The organism is Paenibacillus sp. FSL K6-1217 (assembly GCF_045040735.1).
GTDB lineage: Bacteria > Bacillota > Bacilli > Paenibacillales > Paenibacillaceae > Paenibacillus_AQ.
This window is the reverse complement of the sequence record NZ_CP150271.1, coordinates 1,257,550-1,275,589: the sequence shown is the minus strand read 5'-3', so window position 1 is coordinate 1,275,589 and position 18,040 is coordinate 1,257,550. Positions and strand designations below refer to the sequence as shown.

The following is an 18,040-nucleotide window of genomic DNA, read 5'->3' as shown; positions in this document are numbered from 1 at the left end:
CTGCCGAGGGAGCTACGCCCCCCCCCTGCCCGGCCCCTCTCTCGGCTGAACTTGCAGCAACAGCAAAGAAACCATGCCTCAATTGACATGGTTCTGCATTTCAATGACAACTCGACTCTGCCTCTTCAAATCACTCGGCTGTCGTCCCCCGCCTGGAGCATCCGGTAGCCCACACCAATATGCGTCTGAATCACCTTAGGCTGGGAAGGGCTGCGCTCAATCTTCTTGCGTAGCGTAGCCATGAAGACACGGAGCGCCGGAATGTCGTACGTAGGACTGCCCCAGATTTCATGCAGGATGTAATTATGGGTCAGGACCTTGCCCGCATTCTTCGCCAGCAGACACAGCAGCTTATACTCAATCGGGGTCAAATGAATCTCGTCGTTGTCCAGCCAGACACATCCCGCCGCGTAGTCGATTCTCAGATGTCCATTGCTAAAAACAGACGAATCCTTCATCAGCTTCTCGCTGTCCCCCCGGATTCGCCGCAGGCTGACCCGCAGCCGGGCGAGCAGCTCCTCCACGCTGAAGGGCTTGGTCAGATAATCATCGGCTCCGGCATCCAGCGCTTCGATCTTGTCGCGGTCCTCGCTGCGGGCGCTAACCACGATGATCGGAAGGTTCGACCACGCCCGGACCTTCCGGATAATATCCACCCCGTCCATATCGGGCAGACCCAGGTCCAGGATCATAAGATCCGGTTGACTGGATACCGCCTCCAGGATCGAAGCCTCTCCCGTCTCTGCGGTATGGTATTTATACCCTTGAGTCTCCAGTGTTGTGGTAATCAGCTTGCGGATCGGCTTGTCGTCTTCGACGACCAGAATCATGGGTTTATTCATGGACATTCACCTCCTCTGCCAGCAGGGTGAAGCGGAAGACCGTTCCCTGCGGTGCATGATCTTGTACTTCAATATGGCCGCCATGGGCATGAATGATCGATTTGCAGAGCGCAAGACCCAGACCCAGCCCGCGCCTGCCGTCTCCGCGCACATTGTCCGCCGTATAGAACATCTCGAACACCTTGGCCTTCGCCTCAGCAGATATCCCCGGTCCGTCGTCTGCGACCTCGACCACAACAAGCCCCGTCTCCTGTCTGGCGGATAGAGTAATATGCGAGCCGGACCCGCTGTACTTTATCGCATTATCCACCAGATTGATAATCACCTGAATGATCAGCCGCGAATCCATCCGGGCCATCAGCAGCTCATCTTCGAGCACCACCCGGATCACATGATCCTCCTTGTTACGGTTCACATGCAACAGCGCTTCCGCGATCACTTCCTCCAGCAGCTCCGCCTGAAAATTCAAATGAAGCGCGCCATTATCAATCCGGGTAATCGACAGCAGATTCTCCACCAGATTGATCAGCCAGATGGAATCGTCATAGATATCGCTGTACAGCTCCTGCTTCTGCTCCTCGCTCAGCACGGCCGAGTTGCCGATCAGGATGCCCGCGTTGCCGGAAATACTGGTAAGCGGCGTGCGCAGATCATGCGAGATGCCGCGCAGCAGATTGGCACGCAGCTGCTCCTGCCGGATTTGCAGAGAGCTTTCCTTTTGCAGCTCGTTCAGCTTGTCTTTCTCCAGCGCGAGGGCACATTCGCCAAGCATGGCGATCATCAGACTTGACTCGAACACCTCCAGCGGCTCCTCCTGCTGCATCACAATTCCCGCCACCGCAAACACCGCATCGCCGCTGCGTACCGCATGATACAGGCAATGAGCGGATGAGAACGTATCGGTAGATGCTCCGGCCCGTTTATTGTTCCGCAGCACCCATTCCGCCACCTCGCGCTCCGCTTCGAGCATAGCCTTTTGGTTGCTCACCGCACAACCCTCCTTGCTGCACACGAGAGGCTCCGAGAGCCCATCGCCCACAACCTCATAGATGATGATGCTCCGGTCCAGCAGCTTAAGCATTTGCAGCGCGGTCTCGCTCAAGATGGCGGGCGTGTCTTTGGCCTGCTGGAGCTTCCGGCTGGTCTCGAGGAGCACCTCGGTGCGGTAGGCCTTTTGTGCCGATTCTCTGGCCTGCTCCTTCACCCGCAGCGTTAACGTACTGGTGATGAACGAGGCGGCCAGCATCACAAGGAAGGTCACCGGATACCCGGAATCGTAGGCCTGCAGCGAGAAATAAGGCTCCGTGAAAAAGTAATTAAAGACCAGCACGCTCAAAATCGACGTCACCGCGCTGTACAGCCGTCCTTTTGTAACCATCGCATCGAGCAGTACACCCAGAATATAGACAGTGATAATGTTCGCTTCACTGAAACCGAGAACCTTGAACCATAACCCGATGATCGTGCAGACCAGCAGAATCCCCAGGGTTTTGCCTGTATCAGCCAGCGACAGCAACGGAGGTCTGGCATATTGCGGAATTTTGGATTGCAAGGCAGACTCTTGATCCGGGATGATATAGATGTCGATATTCGGGGCAGCAGCCGTCAGTTTATCTACGAAATTCGAAGTGACTGGTAAGCGGCTGCGATTCTGCGACCGGCCCAGGATGATTTTGGAGACCCGGCTGGTTCGGGCATATTCGGCGATCTGTCCCGGCACATCCTCACCGTATACAGTGGCAACCTGCGCACCAAGCTGTTCGGCCAGACGCAGATTCTCCCGCAGCTCCGTCTTGTTCCTCACCGTTAACTCTTTCGTTCTTGAGGTCTCCACGTAGAGAGCAGTGAATTCCCCCTGTAGGGCTTCGGCCATTCTCGCCGCGGTGCGGATGACCTTCTTATTGGATATTGCCGACGATAGGCACACCAGGATATGTTCTCTGCTGTACAAGCTTACTTCCACTGCCCGTTCCCCTAACCTGCCCTCATAACGTTTCAATTGATCCGCCCTGTACCGTAGAGCCATTTCCCGCAAAGCGATCAGCTTCTCTGGAGTATACAGATCACCGGCCTCCTGTCGGAGCTGCTCCGCAGGGTAGATTCGTCCCTCACGCAGACGTTCCAGCCAATCTCCCGGACTGATATCAATGAACTCGACCTGGTCTGCACGCTCGAACACACTGTCGGGAATATGCGCTAGCACAGGCGTTCCTGTCAGGGAAGCTACAACATCGGTCACACTCTCCACCTGTTCTATACTAACCGTAGTATAGACATCTATTCCTGCACGCAGCAGCTCCTCCGCATCCTGGTACCGCCGCTTGTGACGTACTCCCGGAGCATTGATGTGGGCCAGTTCATCCAGCAGAATCAGGTCCGGGCTTCTGCGGATCGCCTGGTCCAGATCGAATTCCTGCACGATGGTCCCGTCTGCAGGAATGTCCAGCGGCGGCAACAGCTCCAGTCCGTTAATAAGCTCCGCTATATCTGCTCTGTCATGGGCTTCAATGTAACCCGCAAGCACCTGTTGACCGTTCTTCTGCTCCGCATGGGCAGCCTCCAGCATCGCCCGGGTCTTCCCTGCTCCCGGTACATAGCTGAAGAATATCCTCAGCCTTCCGCGCCGCTTCTTCGCTGTATTTTCCCCTATCATCTGAAGGTTTCCTTCCCGCTAAGCCCATCTTTAGACCAGCCATTGTACACTGTAGCGTTAGTATAGCATGTGCATAATGAGCATAGTATTATGGATTCGGCTGTGGCATTAAGATTGTATTAAGATTAGCGTAAGTCAAAAGAGGGGAAACCGGCATGCTTCCCGAATATAAGCTCAGAGCATAATTTTTACATACGATTCTAAGGAGCTACTAAGATGACCAATGAACAGAATGGCACACAAGGAACCATGGAAGTAATTCTGGCGAATGCAATCAAGATTCCCGGAGTGCGGGTAGACCGGCGTGAATTCCTCGCTCAGCAGTTTGCCAAATATGATACTTATGGGAATATGCACACTATACTGGACAAAGGGCCGCTTGAAGCCGGAATCAGCCTGGCTGTGGTTGATAAAATGGCCAAAACGTTAATTGAGAAACGGACCCTTCTGAGTACAGTAGCCTCGACAGCCGTTGGACTTCCAGGCGGGTTAGCCATGGCAGCGACCATTCCGGCAGATACCCTGCAGTTTTTTGGCGTAGTGCTGCGATTGTCTCAAGAGCTGGCTTATCTGTATGGCCGCACAGACCTGTGGGAGGAAGATTCTGCAGATTCAGAGCAAGTTACCCGGGAGCTGACTTTGTATCTGGGCGTTATGTTTGGAGTGGCTGGTTCAGCTTCCATGCTGAAGATGTTGACCGCGAAGATCTCTCAGGAGCTATTGAAGAAGCTTCCACAGAAGGCTTTGACCCAGACGATATACTATCCGATTTTGAAGAAAATCTCAGCTTATATCGGCATCAAAATCACCAAAAAAACCTTCGCCCAAGGCGCATCAAAATTCGTACCGGTTCTGGGCGGACTCCTCTCCGGCGGAATGACGTATTTCTCGATGAAACCGATGGGTAACCGTCTGCGTGAGGCTTTGTCAGCTGCCAGCAACGACTACTCAGAGGCACAGTTCGAGCAGGATTACGAGAAAGTGAAACGTTCGGCAGAAGATGAAGAGATTAACGTAATTGAAGGTGAGTTCTTTGACTTGGGCTTTGACTCGAAGCAAGAGCCGGTAACCTCATCTGCTGCGGGCAAAGAGAACTTCAGTGTGGCTGACGAACTTCTGAAATTCAAACAGCTGCTGGATATGGGCGCGATCACACAAGAGGAATTTGACCGTAAAAAGTCGGAATTATTGAACGGTTAATTTCCTGCATTTGTTCATGAATAGCTATGAGCCTGCTTTAGGCAGCGTTCATAGCTATTTTTTAAAATCACATTGCCCATACGCATTACTCCCCGCCGCAACTACGGTACCATCCGCCTGAAGGCCGAGCGTGTGGGTGCAGCCTGCCGCAATGGCAACAATATCCGTCCAGCCGCTTACCTCGCATTGTCCGTAATCATTCCAACCTACAGCAGTCACTGTGCCATCGGATTGAAGGCCTACGGTGTGATGACTGCCTGCCGCAATGGCCTTCATTGTGCGCCAGCCGCCAACTCCGCATTGTCCGCGCTTATTCAGCCCTACAGCTACTACAGTACCGTCTGCTCGGAGTCCGGCAGTATGTAGATAACCTGCTGCGATCCTCGTCAGCTCCTGCCAGCCGTTCACATTCCGCTGCCCGTAGCGGTTGTTACCCGCCGTAATGGCTGCGCCGTCGCCCCGGAGTCCAACCGTATGCCAGTCCCCTGCGGTAAGAGCAACAATATCCGTCCATCCGCCTACCTCACATTGTCCTTCATTATTTCTTCCCGCAGCGACTACCGTTCCGTCTGCCTTCAGCCCGACCGTCCGCCGCCAGCCTGCCGCAACCGCAACGATATCGTGCCAATCGCCCACGTTACATTGATCATGCTTATTCCAGCCGGCAGCGATCACCGTTCCGTCCGGCCTTAGTCCTACTGTATGCGAATTCCCGGTATGAGCATTGCCTGCTGCAACCGCAACAATATCACACCAGCCGCTCACCTCGCACTGCCCATATGTATTTTCGCCGCAAGCCCGCACAGTTCCGTCCGGCAGGAGCAGTACAGAATGGCGGTATCCCGCCGCGATAGGGGCTAATGAAACTGTAGGCATCTGCATTGCTCCTTTGTTTTTTATATAGGATTCTTATGATGGTATAGCTAGTATTGCAAAATAATTGTTACTTTTCAACGCCCTTATGAGCGCATTCTCAATAGCCTTGATATATTTATGTTCATTCATAATTAAGCGCGTTTAGCCATTCTTTTATGACAGTCGTAATGCTCTCCTCATCTGAAACAACCTTTTCATCAACGTTTCTCCTTTACCAACACATTATGTATTCGATATTACAATAACACGAAGAACTGATATTACGCTGTCGTAAATAATCACAAGGAGAATCCAATGAACCTTTACAATGAAAAGGAGCTCCACAGAGCCCCTCTTTATCAATCTTTGTCCCTACTGAATCGACAGCCCAAACCCGCTCTGAATATAATACAAGCTTGGATACGCGATATTGCTGGTCGTCAGGTTGTTGAAGGTCGCCGAGCCGTTGCCGGTATACGTGTAGATTGCCGCACCCTTATGAGCGCCGGAGAATCTTGAAGTAGTGATTCCATCGAGGCCGGTGCCGTTAATGTTAATGTTGTTAAATACGATACCTGAGAAGCCGCCGCCGTATCCGAACTGGATCGCATCACGCTGGGTATTGATGATGTCGATGTTGGTGAAGGTAACGTTCCTGATCGGGTCAGACGAAGCTTCAAGGTCAATTGCCCCGCGTTCCCCGTCATACAAGTCACGGCTGGTGCCGCTGTTAATAATCGTCGTATCCGAGAAAATCATCCCCGTATTGCTGTTGAAATGCGCCCCCGGAAAGGTCGTATTCAGCCGGATACCGGAGCCGCCCACCGTGTCGATAATGTAGTTGTGATCCGCCTTGTGACCGCTGCCCCCGAAGATGCCGATAGCGCCGGCACGCCAGTTGTTCTCAATCGTATTGTACGAAAAAGTATTATTCACCCCATCCGGCGCCCCAAACGTATTGCTTGGCCAGACGGCCAGTCCGTCGTCCCCGTTATTGCGCACATTGGTATTGCGGACAGTAGAATTGCTGGTCCCCTGGGAGAAGTTAATGCCGTCCGCCAGATTGTTGCGGATGCGGCTATTCTCTACAAGCAGATTGTTCGCAAAAATCGCCGGCGTCCGCGCATAATCCCCCACCCACATGCCGCATTCAAAATGCTCAATCCACACGTTATGGATGACCGAATTGTTGCCGAAGTTATCCATCAGGCCTTTATAGATGGCATTCTGGTTATACCGGGATCTCAGATTCGAGTTCATATAGACATTGCTGAAATCCAGCTTGCCTTGAACACGGAAGGAGATGCCTCCGCCAGCTGCATTGGGATTCGTAAATTGCAGATTGGTGTGCCAATAGCCTGCACCGGTGACCGTGAAGTTGTTGATCATATTGCTGACCGAGCCAATGACCCACATGCTGCTCAGATTAAAGGTTCCCGCCGGAATATAGAGAGATTTCCCGCTGGTGACGGCGGCTGTAACCGCACTGTTGAAGGCGGCCAGGTCGTCCTGTCCGTCTCCTGCCACTGCGCCGTAATCGGTGACCGATACCGAATTGGCCGGACGGGCGATGGCTGCCGGTACAGGTTCAATCTCCAGGAAGTCCACACCATACTCCAGACTGTCTCCGTTATTTTTTTGAATGCGGATTACATCCCCGGGCTGAAGCGGTGTGTCCAGCTTCCAGTGGACTTCATCGAAGCGGAACAGCGGACGTCCGGCACCCGGCGCATCCCCCGGCTGATCTCCAGAAAAGTATTGCCAGGCATAATACGAGGTAAGCGGAATGGTCTTGGCCTTGGTTCCATTCACATATACGTCAAGCGCACCTGTAAGACCCATTCCGTCTGCCGAATCCGGCATCGTGAATCTCATGGTGACTCCGGCACCGCCTTGCCCCGCTCTCACTGTCCACTGTGCATAAGCTCCGTTAGAAGGCAGGGCCACATAACTCTGTCCCGAAGCCTCGGAGGCAATCAGCGTCTGATCGAAATTCGGTGCAGATCTCAGCGCCGCCGAACCGCCGCGGGTTGCATCCTCTGTATCATACCGGCTGTACGGAACACTTGCGCCGCGTAAAGCATATACGACCAGGTTCGCAGTGTTCACGTTGTTGGCCTGCTTGGTTGTTACCTCATTAGCATCTGCGGCAATCGTTGTAGTGACCGTGTAATTTCCGTTCACTGCACTCCAGGTGCCGGGGAGAGAGACCTGAACCGAAGCCCCGGCAGCAATTACGCCGGTGTAGGAGCCGGTGAAGGTCTGCACAGTAGAGCCTGCGGCATTCTTCAAGGCTACAGTTAATCCATGGGCACCGCCTGCGGAAGCAAGGTTGCCCTGATTTTTGAGACTAACGGTGAAGGCCACGTTACTCCCCGCAGCCGGTGTTCCCGGTGACCAGGAGGTCGCTGCGGTCAAGTCGGAGCTGGACACAGGAGCAATGACCAGGGAAGCAGGATTAATGTAGCCATTGTTGCTTTCGTTCTGCTCAATAATCTGGCCTGCATCATCGACCTTGGCACTGAGCGGATAAGTTCCGGCTGTTAGCGTTCCTGCATTGTAGGAGACGGATGCCGAAGCTCCTGCTGCCAAAGCCGCTACCGGTGCCGAACCCGCCAGTTCGTTGTTCAAGTAGAAATTGACAGTGGTGGCTGCTGCTGCGGCATTGCCAATGTTTTTAACCGTTGCATTCAGAGTTACACTGCCTGTCTCCACCGGAGAAGCAGGAGTCCAGCTCATGCCTGTAATCGTCAGATCCGGGTTCGCTGACGGTGTACCGTATACCTGGAATTCAGCGATCTGTCCGGCAGGTGCGCCAGAGTTGGCAGTGATATTAAGCTGCAGCCGCTTAACGGTTGCTGTCACGGGAATGGTTACCGTATTGCCCGAAGCCGGATTGAAGGTATAGCTCTGAGCTGAAACGAGGCTGCTGAAGGTCATCGAATTCTGATTGTGTCCGAGTACTTGAATGTTCTGGGTCCGGGCCGCCCATTCGGCCGCCGGATTCAGCTTCAGGACAATCGATGAGATTGTATAATTGGCTCCCAGGTCGAGCGTAAGGGTACTTGGATTCACGCTGCCTTCCCAGTAAGTAGCCGTGTTGTTATCGTTCGCATTCGCAGCAACGAAATTCTGTGTGCTGGAGGAGGCGTTGATCGTCTTACCCAGTGCAATATTGCCGCCAGGGGAAGCCGTCGCTGTTGGAGTTGGTGTTGGAGCTACTGTTGGCACCGGGGTAGGAGTTGGTGTGGGAGTAGGTGCTACTGTAGCTGTAGGTACAGCAGTGGGAGCTACTGTAGGTGAAGGTGCGGGCGTGGCGATGATTGCAGACGCTACCGTAATTAGATCCAAATTGACGTTGCCCGTATCCCCCGCATCGTATTTGTAAGCAATGCTATTACTGCCAGCATTCAACGGGAGGGCTTCAGTCTTCGTGCCCCAGGTGTCCCAGTTCGCCAGGTTAGGCAGGGTGGTCTGACGCTGCTTAACTCCGTTCACGTAAATACTGATCGTCTTGCCGCTTCCGCTTGCATTGGCGTACTTCAGTGTAACGTTCCGTGTACCCGCCGCAGGCACATTGACCGTGAAGGTGGTAGCCGGACCTGGAGCCAAATAATTGTCAACAAAGCCTGTGCCGGAGTATCCGGCATGGTCCGTGTTCACTTGCGCTCCGCCGGATAACGCAGCAGCCTCTGCTTCATAGGTGCCCGCTGGAACCGGTGATGCAGTAGGCCCGTCTGTAGGCGCAGGGGTTGGGGAGCTGGCACCGTAGATTTCAAGCTCGGACAACTGGCCCGCAGGCCAGGCAGTATTCGCACTGAACATCAGACGGACATAACGCGTATTGGCAGATGTGAAATTAATCGTGACACTGTTGCCCGCCACCGAAGGATTAAATTCGTACGCAGCTGCACCGGCGATATCTGTAAAGCTGGTGCCGTTCGCACTGCCCTGTACCGCAAGTGTCTGGGTCCGCGTCTCCCAGCTAACGGGTAACTTCAATACAAGCTGGTCTATACTGGTGAGCGTACCCAGATCGACCTGAATCCACCCGGGAAAAGCATCATTTGTACTCTCCCAATACGTACTTTGGTTACTGTCCTTAACGTTATCCGGCGTATAATTCTGGGATTGTCCGCTGGCGGTAATGGTTTTGTTAAGAACCAGATTCGTTCCGCCAGCAGCCGACGAACGGGTCAGCGGACCGGCCGCCATGAATAGCGTTGAGATGAGCAGCGTAACTACAAGCGACCATGTAACATACTTGTTGCGCATTCTATTCCTCCTTAATCTGATGTGGAACGACACACAGTGATATTCACAGCCCTCTAATGATAGCGATTACAACTTTTACAAAATTAATGAATAACTCAGCCCACCCTCCCCTCTCTGCAATACACACTCATTATAGGATTAATGCAGGGAACTCTTTAAGAGCTATTTCTACGGAAAGGATAGGTGATTCAATGAAAGTGATCAATGAGCAGGATGGACAAGAATAGAGGATAAAAAAGACCACAACACGGGCGGCTAGCTCGCATTGTGGCATTGTTGGTTGTTTGTGCGATTTTAGTATAAATTATCAAAGAAATCGTTAAAGCTATTAGATAAAAAATACATGTTGTCCATTTCTTCATCTGACTCCATATCATGCATCCAGAAATATATTTTTCCAAAGTACTCCTTACTAACCCCTATACAAATCTCATTTCCTCCTGGATCACTGCCGATCGAAATAAATCCTTCAGGTAATTCACCATCTAAAACCTCAAACACTTTTGCCAAGTTTCCTTTCATATCACCGATTCCGTAAAATTTATTTACTACACTTTCACCCTCTTCATCAGAAATCTTAAAAGTGGATGCTTCGGGATACCCTCCATTATATTTAAGTAAAAAATCAATATACTGCTCAGGAAGACTAAGAACATATTGACCTTCAAATTCACGGATTTCATTTATATTTATTTTCTCGTTAGTTCGATCCATATTCGCCATAATTACTTTCCTTCTTCATTTTTTCCATTACTGCAGACTGACCTCCAATATGTCTAAATTCTCTATGTATGTCTTCATCGACAAGAATCATTGTCTTTCCGTCTTCATGGTGATGCCACGTGTAACCTTCGGGAGGCTATTAATTGCTGGCACAGGTGGATCAGAATCCTTATTAAGACCTGCCTCTAGATTTGCCTTTTTGAAATCTTCTTGAGGATTTTTTGGTACAGTAACATCAATTGTCTCTAGGATTCTTATAACACCAATCCGGGTCATACGGCAGAGATTTTAGCTTCCTCATATCCTCTAAACTATAGACCCAATGATAACCTCCCAACCAATAATATTGTTTTGGATTTAGCTTCAAGTATTCATAAACAAAGCTAAAAAGCAGTTGCTCATTATCATCAACATCCTCGATACAACCAACCTGATACAAATTCAGTGAAGGATTCAAGCCAGAAAATTGTCCGTCATTGTAAAACGCCAGACCGTCATTCTCAACTCCATCAATGTACATTAAAAATTTATTTTCTTCAGTATCAGGATGATACATAATACTTATAGTTGTATATTTAAAATGATTTTCTTCAGTAAAGTATTTTTCATTCTTATAAAAAAGCATGGCATCAGATTTAAATGAAGCTAACATTACTGACGATAATAAATCATCTAGTGAATAAGTGTCTCTTTCAACTAAAAAAAATGATGAAGTTCCCATCTACTTTAAAACTCCTTTCAATTCTTCAAGTGAGTTCACTACAATTGCCCCCATATCTTTAATCTTATTTAATTTTAGTATTTGTTCAGGTGCTAAGTTAACCAACGGTTCTTCAATGTAAACAATAACTCTTTTATTCTCTGGATTCAAAAAATCTTTGTGAGTTGTCTTAGTATACTTTTCAATTTGCTCCACTTTTAAAGCGCCAGCAGAAGCTTTTACTTCAATAATTTCATCTTTTGTCATCACATCAAAATCTCCAGCTGGCGTTTTATCAGCCCTCTGAACTTTTTGTCCAAAACCTGTAACTTCCTTTTGTTCGGAAACAAATTTTGCAACTTTCCCCTCAGTAGCTTTACCTATATTAGGACTATTAAGGAACGTCTCAATATCACGACTAATATTTTTCGGATGTTGATCAGACCAAATTACTTCATTTCCCGAAGGGTTCGTATATTTTGTTTTATTCCCGTCTTTAATTACACTCCCATTACTAAGCGGTTGTTCCTTTCCCTCCAACCCATCCATATACCGCTGCTGCACCGGCGTCTTCGGCAAGGCTGGAGTACCCTGGATCTCCCCGATCTTGAAAACAAACCCTTCCGGCGTCTGTACCACCCGACCCAGATTCGGAAGCTTCTGCTTAATCCCTTGCAGGGCATCCTTCGCAGCTTGGCTGACGACCTCTTGCACTTCGCCCAGCGTTTTACCCGCTTTGCCTGCTTTGGTGACCTGGAATCCGGGGACGAGGATGGCGGCGACCGAGCCCAGCATGGCAGCCTTCTCTTCCGGGGTGCCTTCGTCAAACTGATGATACGCCATCTTAGCCGCTTCCACCAGCACTTCCGGATGGTCAATCAGATATTGCGCTTGCTGCTTCATTTCTGTGGTGGTTTTGACCGGGTCTACCACTAGCTTGAAGGCAAAGGTTGCCGTATCCGCCACGCCCATGACAACCTCTTTTACCAAGCCTTCGGTAAAAGCCAGCACCACATCCCCCGACTGGCGTATTCGGCTCTCCACTGGTGTAAGCCCGTAAGTCTCATCCAGCCACCCGGTATACAAAGTGTGTATCGGAGCCGGAAATTCACTCGGCACATGGACTTTCCTAACGTAAAAGTCCCACGTGGTCTCATTGACCTTGTTGTCTGCAGTAATTGGCGTGCCGTCCGGCAACGTGAGCGGCGGCCCGTTCAACCGCCGCTCTGCTTCGATCTGCTCTTGCGCCTGCTTAAGAACCGCTGCGGTTTGAATTTCCTGCCGCTTCGCCGCAAGCTGACCCCGCGCATACGCTCCTGCGGCATTCTTCTCCATTGCCAGCCGCAGGAGCAGCAAATATTCTTCGTTATGTAGTAACGGAACTTTCTCCGCTGTGATCGACGGTTCATACGCACAGGCGGTAACCGCCGGTTGTCTGTAATGGCCACTTAGATCCTTACCGGCTTCATAGTAAATCTTGGCTATGCCTAGAGAAGCCAGCTTCTGCCGGGCCTCTTCTGCCTGCGCGTGGACAACCTCCATCTGCGCCTGGTTTCCGAACGCTTGATACACCTTAAAGGCCATCTGTGCCTTGGCGATCTGATTCCGTGCCGCGAAGATATCGTTCAGTTTACTTTGTGCAGCGATACTCTCTACGGTCAGCAGGCCGGAGGTTTGAATAAAACTCCTGAGCTGCTGTACCATCGGGTCCCTGCTGAGCTCATCTTTTCCCGATAGAGCGGCAATCGAAGTGATGAGGTTCGTCGCACTTCGCTGCACAAATTCGGGGATGGAGAACCGTCCGGCGGCTGGTTGCAGTCCCAAGCTTCCGAAGGCCGCGAACAAAAGATTAAATTGTCCCGTCAACTTGTCCGCCTGCCGTTTATTCTCTTCCTGCAGCTCTGATACGCCTCTCAGGGCGACCCGGATGATATCTTCCAATTTCTCCGCTTCTACGGTTAATTCATTGATCAGGACCTGGGCCTTGACCATATGATCGCCCATAGGAATGCCGCCCCAGCCACTGGACTGGCCCTTCAATTGAAGATACAGCCGGTTCGTGTCCTGACTCACCTGGCCGATCTTCGTTTGCAGGCGCCTGACTTCATCTTCGTTAAATACAAGCTTCGTGGAAGACACTATGATCCCTGCTTCCTTCTCCAGAATGGATTCCAATACACATTTAAGGATTCAATATATATCCATTAATGATATACATATCCCTTTATTATCGGATTTATTTTCCATTACGTTAGATAGAAGTGAATTCTTCATAGTGCCCATAGTTCCACAGGAGGTCAGATAGGTAAGTCCCGGATATACCATGCATCGCAGGCAAAATGCTCGGAACCGGCAAGCGGGCCATCCATCCGGCTGAACCCGTGCTTGACATAGAAACGGCCAGCGGCCTGCATCGTCAGCAGCGTCTCCAGGTAACACTTGCGGTAATGCTGCTTAGCGAAAGCAAGCGCCGTATCCAGTAGCCCTGCTGCAACGCCTTGGCCGCGGATGGCTGCGGACAGGTACATTTTCTGCAATTCACAGATCTGCCGTGCTTCATCAAAAGCTGCAATCCCGCAGCCGCCAAGCACCTGACCGTCCTCTTCAATAATCCAGTAAGCCCGGTTCGCCGCGCTATTATAATAGGTATATAAGTCATGCATGCTGTCATCTGCCCAGGCCAAGCCTTCGCGGTTGCCGCCGAATTCAATCAGGCACTCCCGGATAATCCCCTCAATGACTGCATTATCCCTGCGCTCAATGGGACGGATGGTGATCATATAGTTGTCCTCCTTTTACCCTCTATCTGCTTCGATTCCTTCTTCGATGTATAGTTAATCTATCTTATCATTTCCCGCTTAACGTTGCGCCTGATATACTGGAATTTGCAAGTAGGATAAGGAGTGAGACAGATGAACAAGCTGGTATTTTTCCTCGGACCCGGAGGGGCGGGCAAAACCACATTAGCCAAGGCTGTTGCAGCCCGGCGTCCGGCGGCGGTGTTCGATATGGATATTCTGCTGCGTCCGGCAGCGACCGCGATCATGACCATGCATGGACTGGACCCCGATGACAGAGATTCCGCTGAGTATAAAAGATTATGCCGCGATCTCGGCTACCGCATCACTATGGACGCCGCGCTCGATAATATCGGTCTGTCCAGCGATATCTTCGTGGTGGGGCCCTTCACCAAAGAAGCGGCCGATCCGGAGTGGATCGGCCGCGAGCTGGCGCGCATCGGACGCACGCTGGATGAAGTTGAGGTCAAGGTAGTCATGGTAAGCCTGTCAGATGCCGCCGTGTACCGTCAACGGATAGAGGGCAGGCACTCACCACTGGATGCGTGGAAGTTCGCCCATTGGGAGCAGTTCAGCGCCTCCCTTGGCAGCCGCACTATAGCCTGGCCGCTCCCGCCAGCACAGGTGGCGCAGATTGACAATTCCCATCCCGACCGGCAGGTTGCGATCGCGGCGGTGGAGGCTTTTATATATGGAGATACGCCTTAATACTGGATTATGACATCTGGACGCTACCGCTTGACCGCATGAATATAATGAATCGTCTCAAAAGCAGCAAGGTCATCCGAACGGTTACCGAAGAACCGCTCCTGGATGGCTTCCGGGGACAGGTGCTCGTAGACCAGGAGACCGGCCTCAGCTAGCAACTGCTCCATCTCCGCGTAAGCAAAGCAGGATTGCATGGGTTCGCCGCCGGCGGCAGCCAGCTGAACCATTTTGCCGACCCGGCCGGACAAGCCCTGCTCCTCCCATAGCCGCTCATCTGCATAATCCAGCACGATGGAGCTTCCGGCAGGCAGATTCGCGAACAATGCGCTGATCAAGTGGGCATTCTCCTCCTTCGTGAGGTAGTAGGATACGCCCAGCAGGCTGAATAGGGTTTTGACCTCAGGATCGAACCCCTGTGCGAGCAGACTGGGATAAGCAAATCCGCCTGTAAAATCCATGGGAACCATGTGGAGATTCCCCGGAACCGCAAGCTGTCCATCGCTGAGCCGCTGCTGCTTGAACGCCTGTGTAGCCGGAGCATCCACTTCAAAGATCTCCAGCTGCTCCCTGAGTTCAGGATGACGGTAAGCAAAAGTATCCAACCCTGCCCCCAGAATCACATATTGCTTCAGCCCCAGCTCCAGCTCATGCTGCACGATAGCTTCACAGTAAGCCGCACGGGCCAGCGGAGTTGGGGATAACTGAACCTGGGTAATCCATCTCAGTATGGCGTCAGGATCATCCTGGTACCTCTCCGCGATCTCGGGATTGAAGAACGCAATCCCCTGCACCATATTCCTGCTTATATCCGCGAACTCCTGCGGTGTAATCAGCTTCGGCGCCACATCATCATTGAAGATCTTGGGACTGTCATACTGACTGTGATAGGCGCGGGCAAATGCGGACACTAAGGCAGTCACGCTGGACTTGTTCTGCTTCATCTGGAATTCCCCCATAAAAAATAAGATTCCCCCCGGCCGGGAGAACCTTATTATATACACAAAATATCAATATGTAAATTATAGCATATATAATATTTTTTTGTCAATGATAGATGTTACAATATTTCCTGTTTACCCCTGATCTAACGAGCCCATGAGCTGGAAAAAGTATTCCGTCTCATGTGTCTTGTTAAGGCTGTACCATGCATCCAAGGTTGCTGGAGCAAATACCTCTAAGACCCTTAGCACTTCCCTCGCGAACTCCAGCGGAGCGATGCCCGATGCCGTGACCAGCTTCCCGCTGACAGCTACAGGCCCATCCTCATGATAAGCTTCCCCTTTATAGCCGGGACTGACCATTTTCAGATAATCCAGGTTGTTGCTTGTATGCGGCACTGCATCCAGATAACCCTTATCCGCCAGCGCCGCGGTCGCTCCGCAGATAGCAGCAACAACTACGCCGAGCTTGAGCGCATCGTGGGCCCTATCCAAGACTGGCTGATTCTCGGCCTCTCCCCATGTATTCCCTCCAGGCAAAATCAATAGATCGCCGCTTGCCAAACTACACTCATCCAGGGTGAGATCCGGCTGAACCCTCAGTCCCCCCATGGTTGTAACCGATTCTTTGGTCGCGGATACCGTAATGACTTTTAAAGGGGCTGTACCCTTTTTGAAGTATCTTCCTGTGTTCAGTTCAGCGGCCAAATACCCGTATTCCCAGTCTGACATCGTATTGAATACATATAGATAAGCTTGTCTGTTTTGCATATTGCAACTCTCCCATCACTATTTGATATAGCCTATTATAGTAAAACTCCCCTGACAGACGGTGTCAGGGAAGTTTGGCGGATACAAATCTGAATGCAGCGATGCCGCATTTAAGTTTACTTAGTGTTGCAACTATCCAAGATAAGCCCCAGCTTCACTGAAGCTGGAGATCTCCCCGCTGCCGACAGCAGCACAAAGCGCCGCCCCTACCGCCGCTTCTTCAGCATGTTCACCAAGCTCAAGCGGCAGTCCGAAGGCTGCTTCGGCCTTGGCGCACAGCACCGGATTCGTCCGCAGCGCATTGCCTGAGCCTATAAGGCGGCTGAATGTGGCCGTGCCCTGCTGTTCCAGCTCTGCCAGGAAGCCGTGCAGCTCATCTACCATTCCTTGCAGAAAAGCATGGGCCAGCCCGCCGGGAGTAAAATTCTCCAGCGTGATGCCCTGCACACTGCCGCGCTTCTCCGGGTCTGTCCTCGTCCCCAGGAACTGTGTGTTCACCGTAAGTCCTGTGCTGCCGCTTCCCGGCACCTCTTCACTGAGCAGCCTGGACATCAGGGAATAGACATCTGCCGGCGCTTCTCCACTGTATGCGGTGATCAGCTTCCGGAAGAATCCCTCCAGCAGGGCATAAGACTTGCCGCCGCTAAGGGCTGCGCCAACCATTAGCACCCCACCGCCAGGGAACGGACGTACCTCCATGGCGGTTGGAGTGTTGACGCAGTGAGGCAGCCAGGCCGACAGCTGGCTCCCTGTGCCGATGTTCAACAGCAGGGATTCTCCGGACTGCGGCACACTGCCCAGGAAGCTGGCCTGATTATCCCCGAGCGAGGTGTATACGGGAATGCCTTGTGATGTGCTACCGATTGCCGTCCCGGAGGGTACGACCTGCGGCAATAACGAACAATCGATCCCGGCCATACTAATCGCGGTTCTATCGAAATCCCCTGTCCCCAGACTGAAGCCCCCGATCCCCGCTGCCTGTGTTGCATCGATTAGCGGTACATCACCGTTCGCCAGCCTCATTGCAATATAGTCCGCAATCGTGCAGAAGCCGACTGCTCCTTCCGGGACACGCTGCCGGCACACATTATAGTAATGGGTAGCGAGTCCATAGCCGGGAGCTACAGTGTAACCGGTAAGGTCACTGAACTGCTGCGCATAGGTAGTACTGCCCGTCCCTCCGGTGAGCTGTCCCGCCCGTCCATCCTGCCAGGTATAGAGCGGACTTACGGCTCTCCCGCTTTTATCCAAATAGACAATCCCATGCATCGCCCCGGTTAAGCCAATGCCTGCTACTTCCGGCTGGTGCGCCAGCAGATGTTCAAGTATACGTCCCACCTGCTTCAAAATCAATTCCGGGTCCTGCAGCCGCTCCCATTCCTGATTCGGGCTGAAAGGCAGGCTCGCTTGCGCTTCCGTAAGGCTATGCAGAATCGTCCGCTTCTCTAGATCGTATAGCAGCCCGGAGATGGATGTGGTTCCGATATCTAGTCCAGCCGTAATCATAGGCTCCATCCTCTTCCCTGTTGTATAGCCCATATGTTAAGCCTTCGCGAAGGATAGCGTCAACCGGGCGC

14 protein-coding genes are annotated in these 18,040 nt (G+C 51.8%); 2 read left to right on the top strand and 12 right to left on the bottom strand.

Features of this window, described 5'->3' with window-relative positions; translation table 11 throughout:
- Window positions 1-125: 125 nt before the first annotated feature.
- Both MHH28_RS05455 and MHH28_RS05450 read right to left on the bottom strand, forming a co-directional pair.
- The gene (locus tag MHH28_RS05455) at window positions 126-842 is read right to left on the bottom strand and encodes a response regulator (RefSeq protein ID WP_405112795.1); all 717 of its coding nucleotides are present in this window, start codon (window positions 840-842) and stop codon (window positions 126-128) included.
- Entirely contained in the window at window positions 835-3,495 is a 2,661-nt protein-coding gene (locus MHH28_RS05450) for a DUF4118 domain-containing protein (RefSeq protein WP_405112793.1), read from the bottom strand. The genes MHH28_RS05455 and MHH28_RS05450 overlap by 8 nt, the downstream gene beginning before the upstream one ends.
- 216 nt (window positions 3,496-3,711) lie before the next feature.
- Here MHH28_RS05450 and MHH28_RS05445 point away from each other — a divergent pair, with 216 nt between their 5' ends.
- Entirely contained in the window at window positions 3,712-4,695 is a 984-nt protein-coding gene (locus tag MHH28_RS05445) for an SHOCT domain-containing protein (RefSeq protein WP_405112791.1), read from the top strand.
- Window positions 4,696-4,749: 54 nt separating this feature from the next.
- On the opposite strand, the gene MHH28_RS05440 is transcribed toward MHH28_RS05445, so the two are convergent.
- From MHH28_RS05440 to MHH28_RS05410, 7 genes are all read right to left on the bottom strand, one after another.
- Window positions 4,750-5,571 (bottom strand): RCC1 domain-containing protein, encoded by an 822-nt coding sequence (locus MHH28_RS05440; RefSeq protein ID WP_405112789.1) that lies wholly within the window; start codon window positions 5,569-5,571, stop codon window positions 4,750-4,752.
- 351 nt (window positions 5,572-5,922) lie between these two features.
- Window positions 5,923-9,825: a discoidin domain-containing protein gene (locus tag MHH28_RS05435; RefSeq protein WP_405112786.1), complete on the bottom strand. Its 3,903-nt coding sequence runs from the start codon at window positions 9,823-9,825 to the stop codon at window positions 5,923-5,925.
- Between the two features lie 294 nt (window positions 9,826-10,119).
- Entirely contained in the window at window positions 10,120-10,548 is a 429-nt protein-coding gene (locus MHH28_RS05430) for an SMI1/KNR4 family protein (protein WP_405112783.1), read from the bottom strand.
- A complete protein-coding gene (locus MHH28_RS05425) occupies window positions 10,526-10,639 on the bottom strand; it encodes a hypothetical protein (protein WP_405112780.1) in 114 nt (37 codons plus the stop codon). Before MHH28_RS05425 ends, MHH28_RS05430 begins: the two co-directional genes overlap by 23 nt.
- Window positions 10,640-10,783: 144 nt before the next feature.
- The gene (locus MHH28_RS05420; protein WP_405112778.1) at window positions 10,784-11,269 is read right to left on the bottom strand and encodes a hypothetical protein; all 486 of its coding nucleotides are present in this window, start codon (window positions 11,267-11,269) and stop codon (window positions 10,784-10,786) included.
- The gene (locus MHH28_RS05415; protein ID WP_405112776.1) at window positions 11,270-13,423 is read right to left on the bottom strand and encodes a hypothetical protein; all 2,154 of its coding nucleotides are present in this window, start codon (window positions 13,421-13,423) and stop codon (window positions 11,270-11,272) included.
- Between the two features lie 122 nt (window positions 13,424-13,545).
- On the bottom strand, window positions 13,546-14,028 hold the full coding sequence (locus MHH28_RS05410) for a GNAT family N-acetyltransferase (RefSeq protein WP_405112774.1): 483 nt from the start codon (window positions 14,026-14,028) through the stop codon (window positions 13,546-13,548).
- A gap of 132 nt (window positions 14,029-14,160) precedes the next feature.
- Between MHH28_RS05410 and MHH28_RS05405 the strand changes: the two genes are divergently transcribed.
- Window positions 14,161-14,754: a hypothetical protein gene (locus tag MHH28_RS05405; RefSeq protein ID WP_405112773.1), complete on the top strand. Its 594-nt coding sequence runs from the start codon at window positions 14,161-14,163 to the stop codon at window positions 14,752-14,754.
- 23 nt (window positions 14,755-14,777) lie between these two features.
- Here MHH28_RS05405 and MHH28_RS05400 read toward each other — a convergent pair whose 3' ends face one another.
- The 3 genes from MHH28_RS05400 to MHH28_RS05390 all read right to left on the bottom strand — a co-directional run bounded on the left by MHH28_RS05400 (window position 14,778) and on the right by MHH28_RS05390 (window position 17,969).
- Complete coding sequence (locus tag MHH28_RS05400; protein WP_405112772.1) at window positions 14,778-15,695, bottom strand: class I SAM-dependent methyltransferase; 918 nt, start codon at window positions 15,693-15,695, stop codon at window positions 14,778-14,780.
- Between the two features lie 132 nt (window positions 15,696-15,827).
- Window positions 15,828-16,463 carry a type 1 glutamine amidotransferase family protein gene (locus MHH28_RS05395; protein WP_405112770.1) on the bottom strand — a complete coding sequence of 212 codons (636 nt, stop codon included), beginning with the start codon at window positions 16,461-16,463 and terminating at the stop codon, window positions 15,828-15,830.
- 132 nt (window positions 16,464-16,595) lie between these two features.
- Window positions 16,596-17,969 carry a sedoheptulokinase gene (locus tag MHH28_RS05390; RefSeq protein ID WP_405112768.1) on the bottom strand — a complete coding sequence of 458 codons (1,374 nt, stop codon included), beginning with the start codon at window positions 17,967-17,969 and terminating at the stop codon, window positions 16,596-16,598.
- Between the last annotated feature and the right edge of the window lie 71 nt (window positions 17,970-18,040).

Coding starts and splice junctions, on each gene's coding strand:
- MHH28_RS05440 (WP_405112789.1), bottom strand. CDS start 5,571: ATGCCTACAGTTTCATTAGCCCCTATCGCGGCGGGATACCGCCATTCT.
- MHH28_RS05450 (WP_405112793.1), bottom strand. CDS start 3,495: ATGATAGGGGAAAATACAGCGAAGAAGCGGCGCGGAAGGCTGAGGATA.
- MHH28_RS05420 (WP_405112778.1), bottom strand. CDS start 11,269: ATGGGAACTTCATCATTTTTTTTAGTTGAAAGAGACACTTATTCACTA.
- MHH28_RS05435 (WP_405112786.1), bottom strand. CDS start 9,825: ATGCGCAACAAGTATGTTACATGGTCGCTTGTAGTTACGCTGCTCATC.
- MHH28_RS05400 (WP_405112772.1), bottom strand. CDS start 15,695: ATGAAGCAGAACAAGTCCAGCGTGACTGCCTTAGTGTCCGCATTTGCC.
- MHH28_RS05445 (WP_405112791.1), top strand. CDS start 3,712: ATGACCAATGAACAGAATGGCACACAAGGAACCATGGAAGTAATTCTG.
- MHH28_RS05430 (WP_405112783.1), bottom strand. CDS start 10,548: ATGGCGAATATGGATCGAACTAACGAGAAAATAAATATAAATGAAATC.
- MHH28_RS05395 (WP_405112770.1), bottom strand. CDS start 16,463: ATGCAAAACAGACAAGCTTATCTATATGTATTCAATACGATGTCAGAC.
- MHH28_RS05455 (WP_405112795.1), bottom strand. CDS start 842: ATGAATAAACCCATGATTCTGGTCGTCGAAGACGACAAGCCGATCCGC.
- MHH28_RS05425 (WP_405112780.1), bottom strand. CDS start 10,639: ATGATTCTTGTCGATGAAGACATACATAGAGAATTTAGACATATTGGA.
- MHH28_RS05410 (WP_405112774.1), bottom strand. CDS start 14,028: ATGATCACCATCCGTCCCATTGAGCGCAGGGATAATGCAGTCATTGAG.
- MHH28_RS05390 (WP_405112768.1), bottom strand. CDS start 17,969: ATGATTACGGCTGGACTAGATATCGGAACCACATCCATCTCCGGGCTG.
- MHH28_RS05405 (WP_405112773.1), top strand. CDS start 14,161: ATGAACAAGCTGGTATTTTTCCTCGGACCCGGAGGGGCGGGCAAAACC.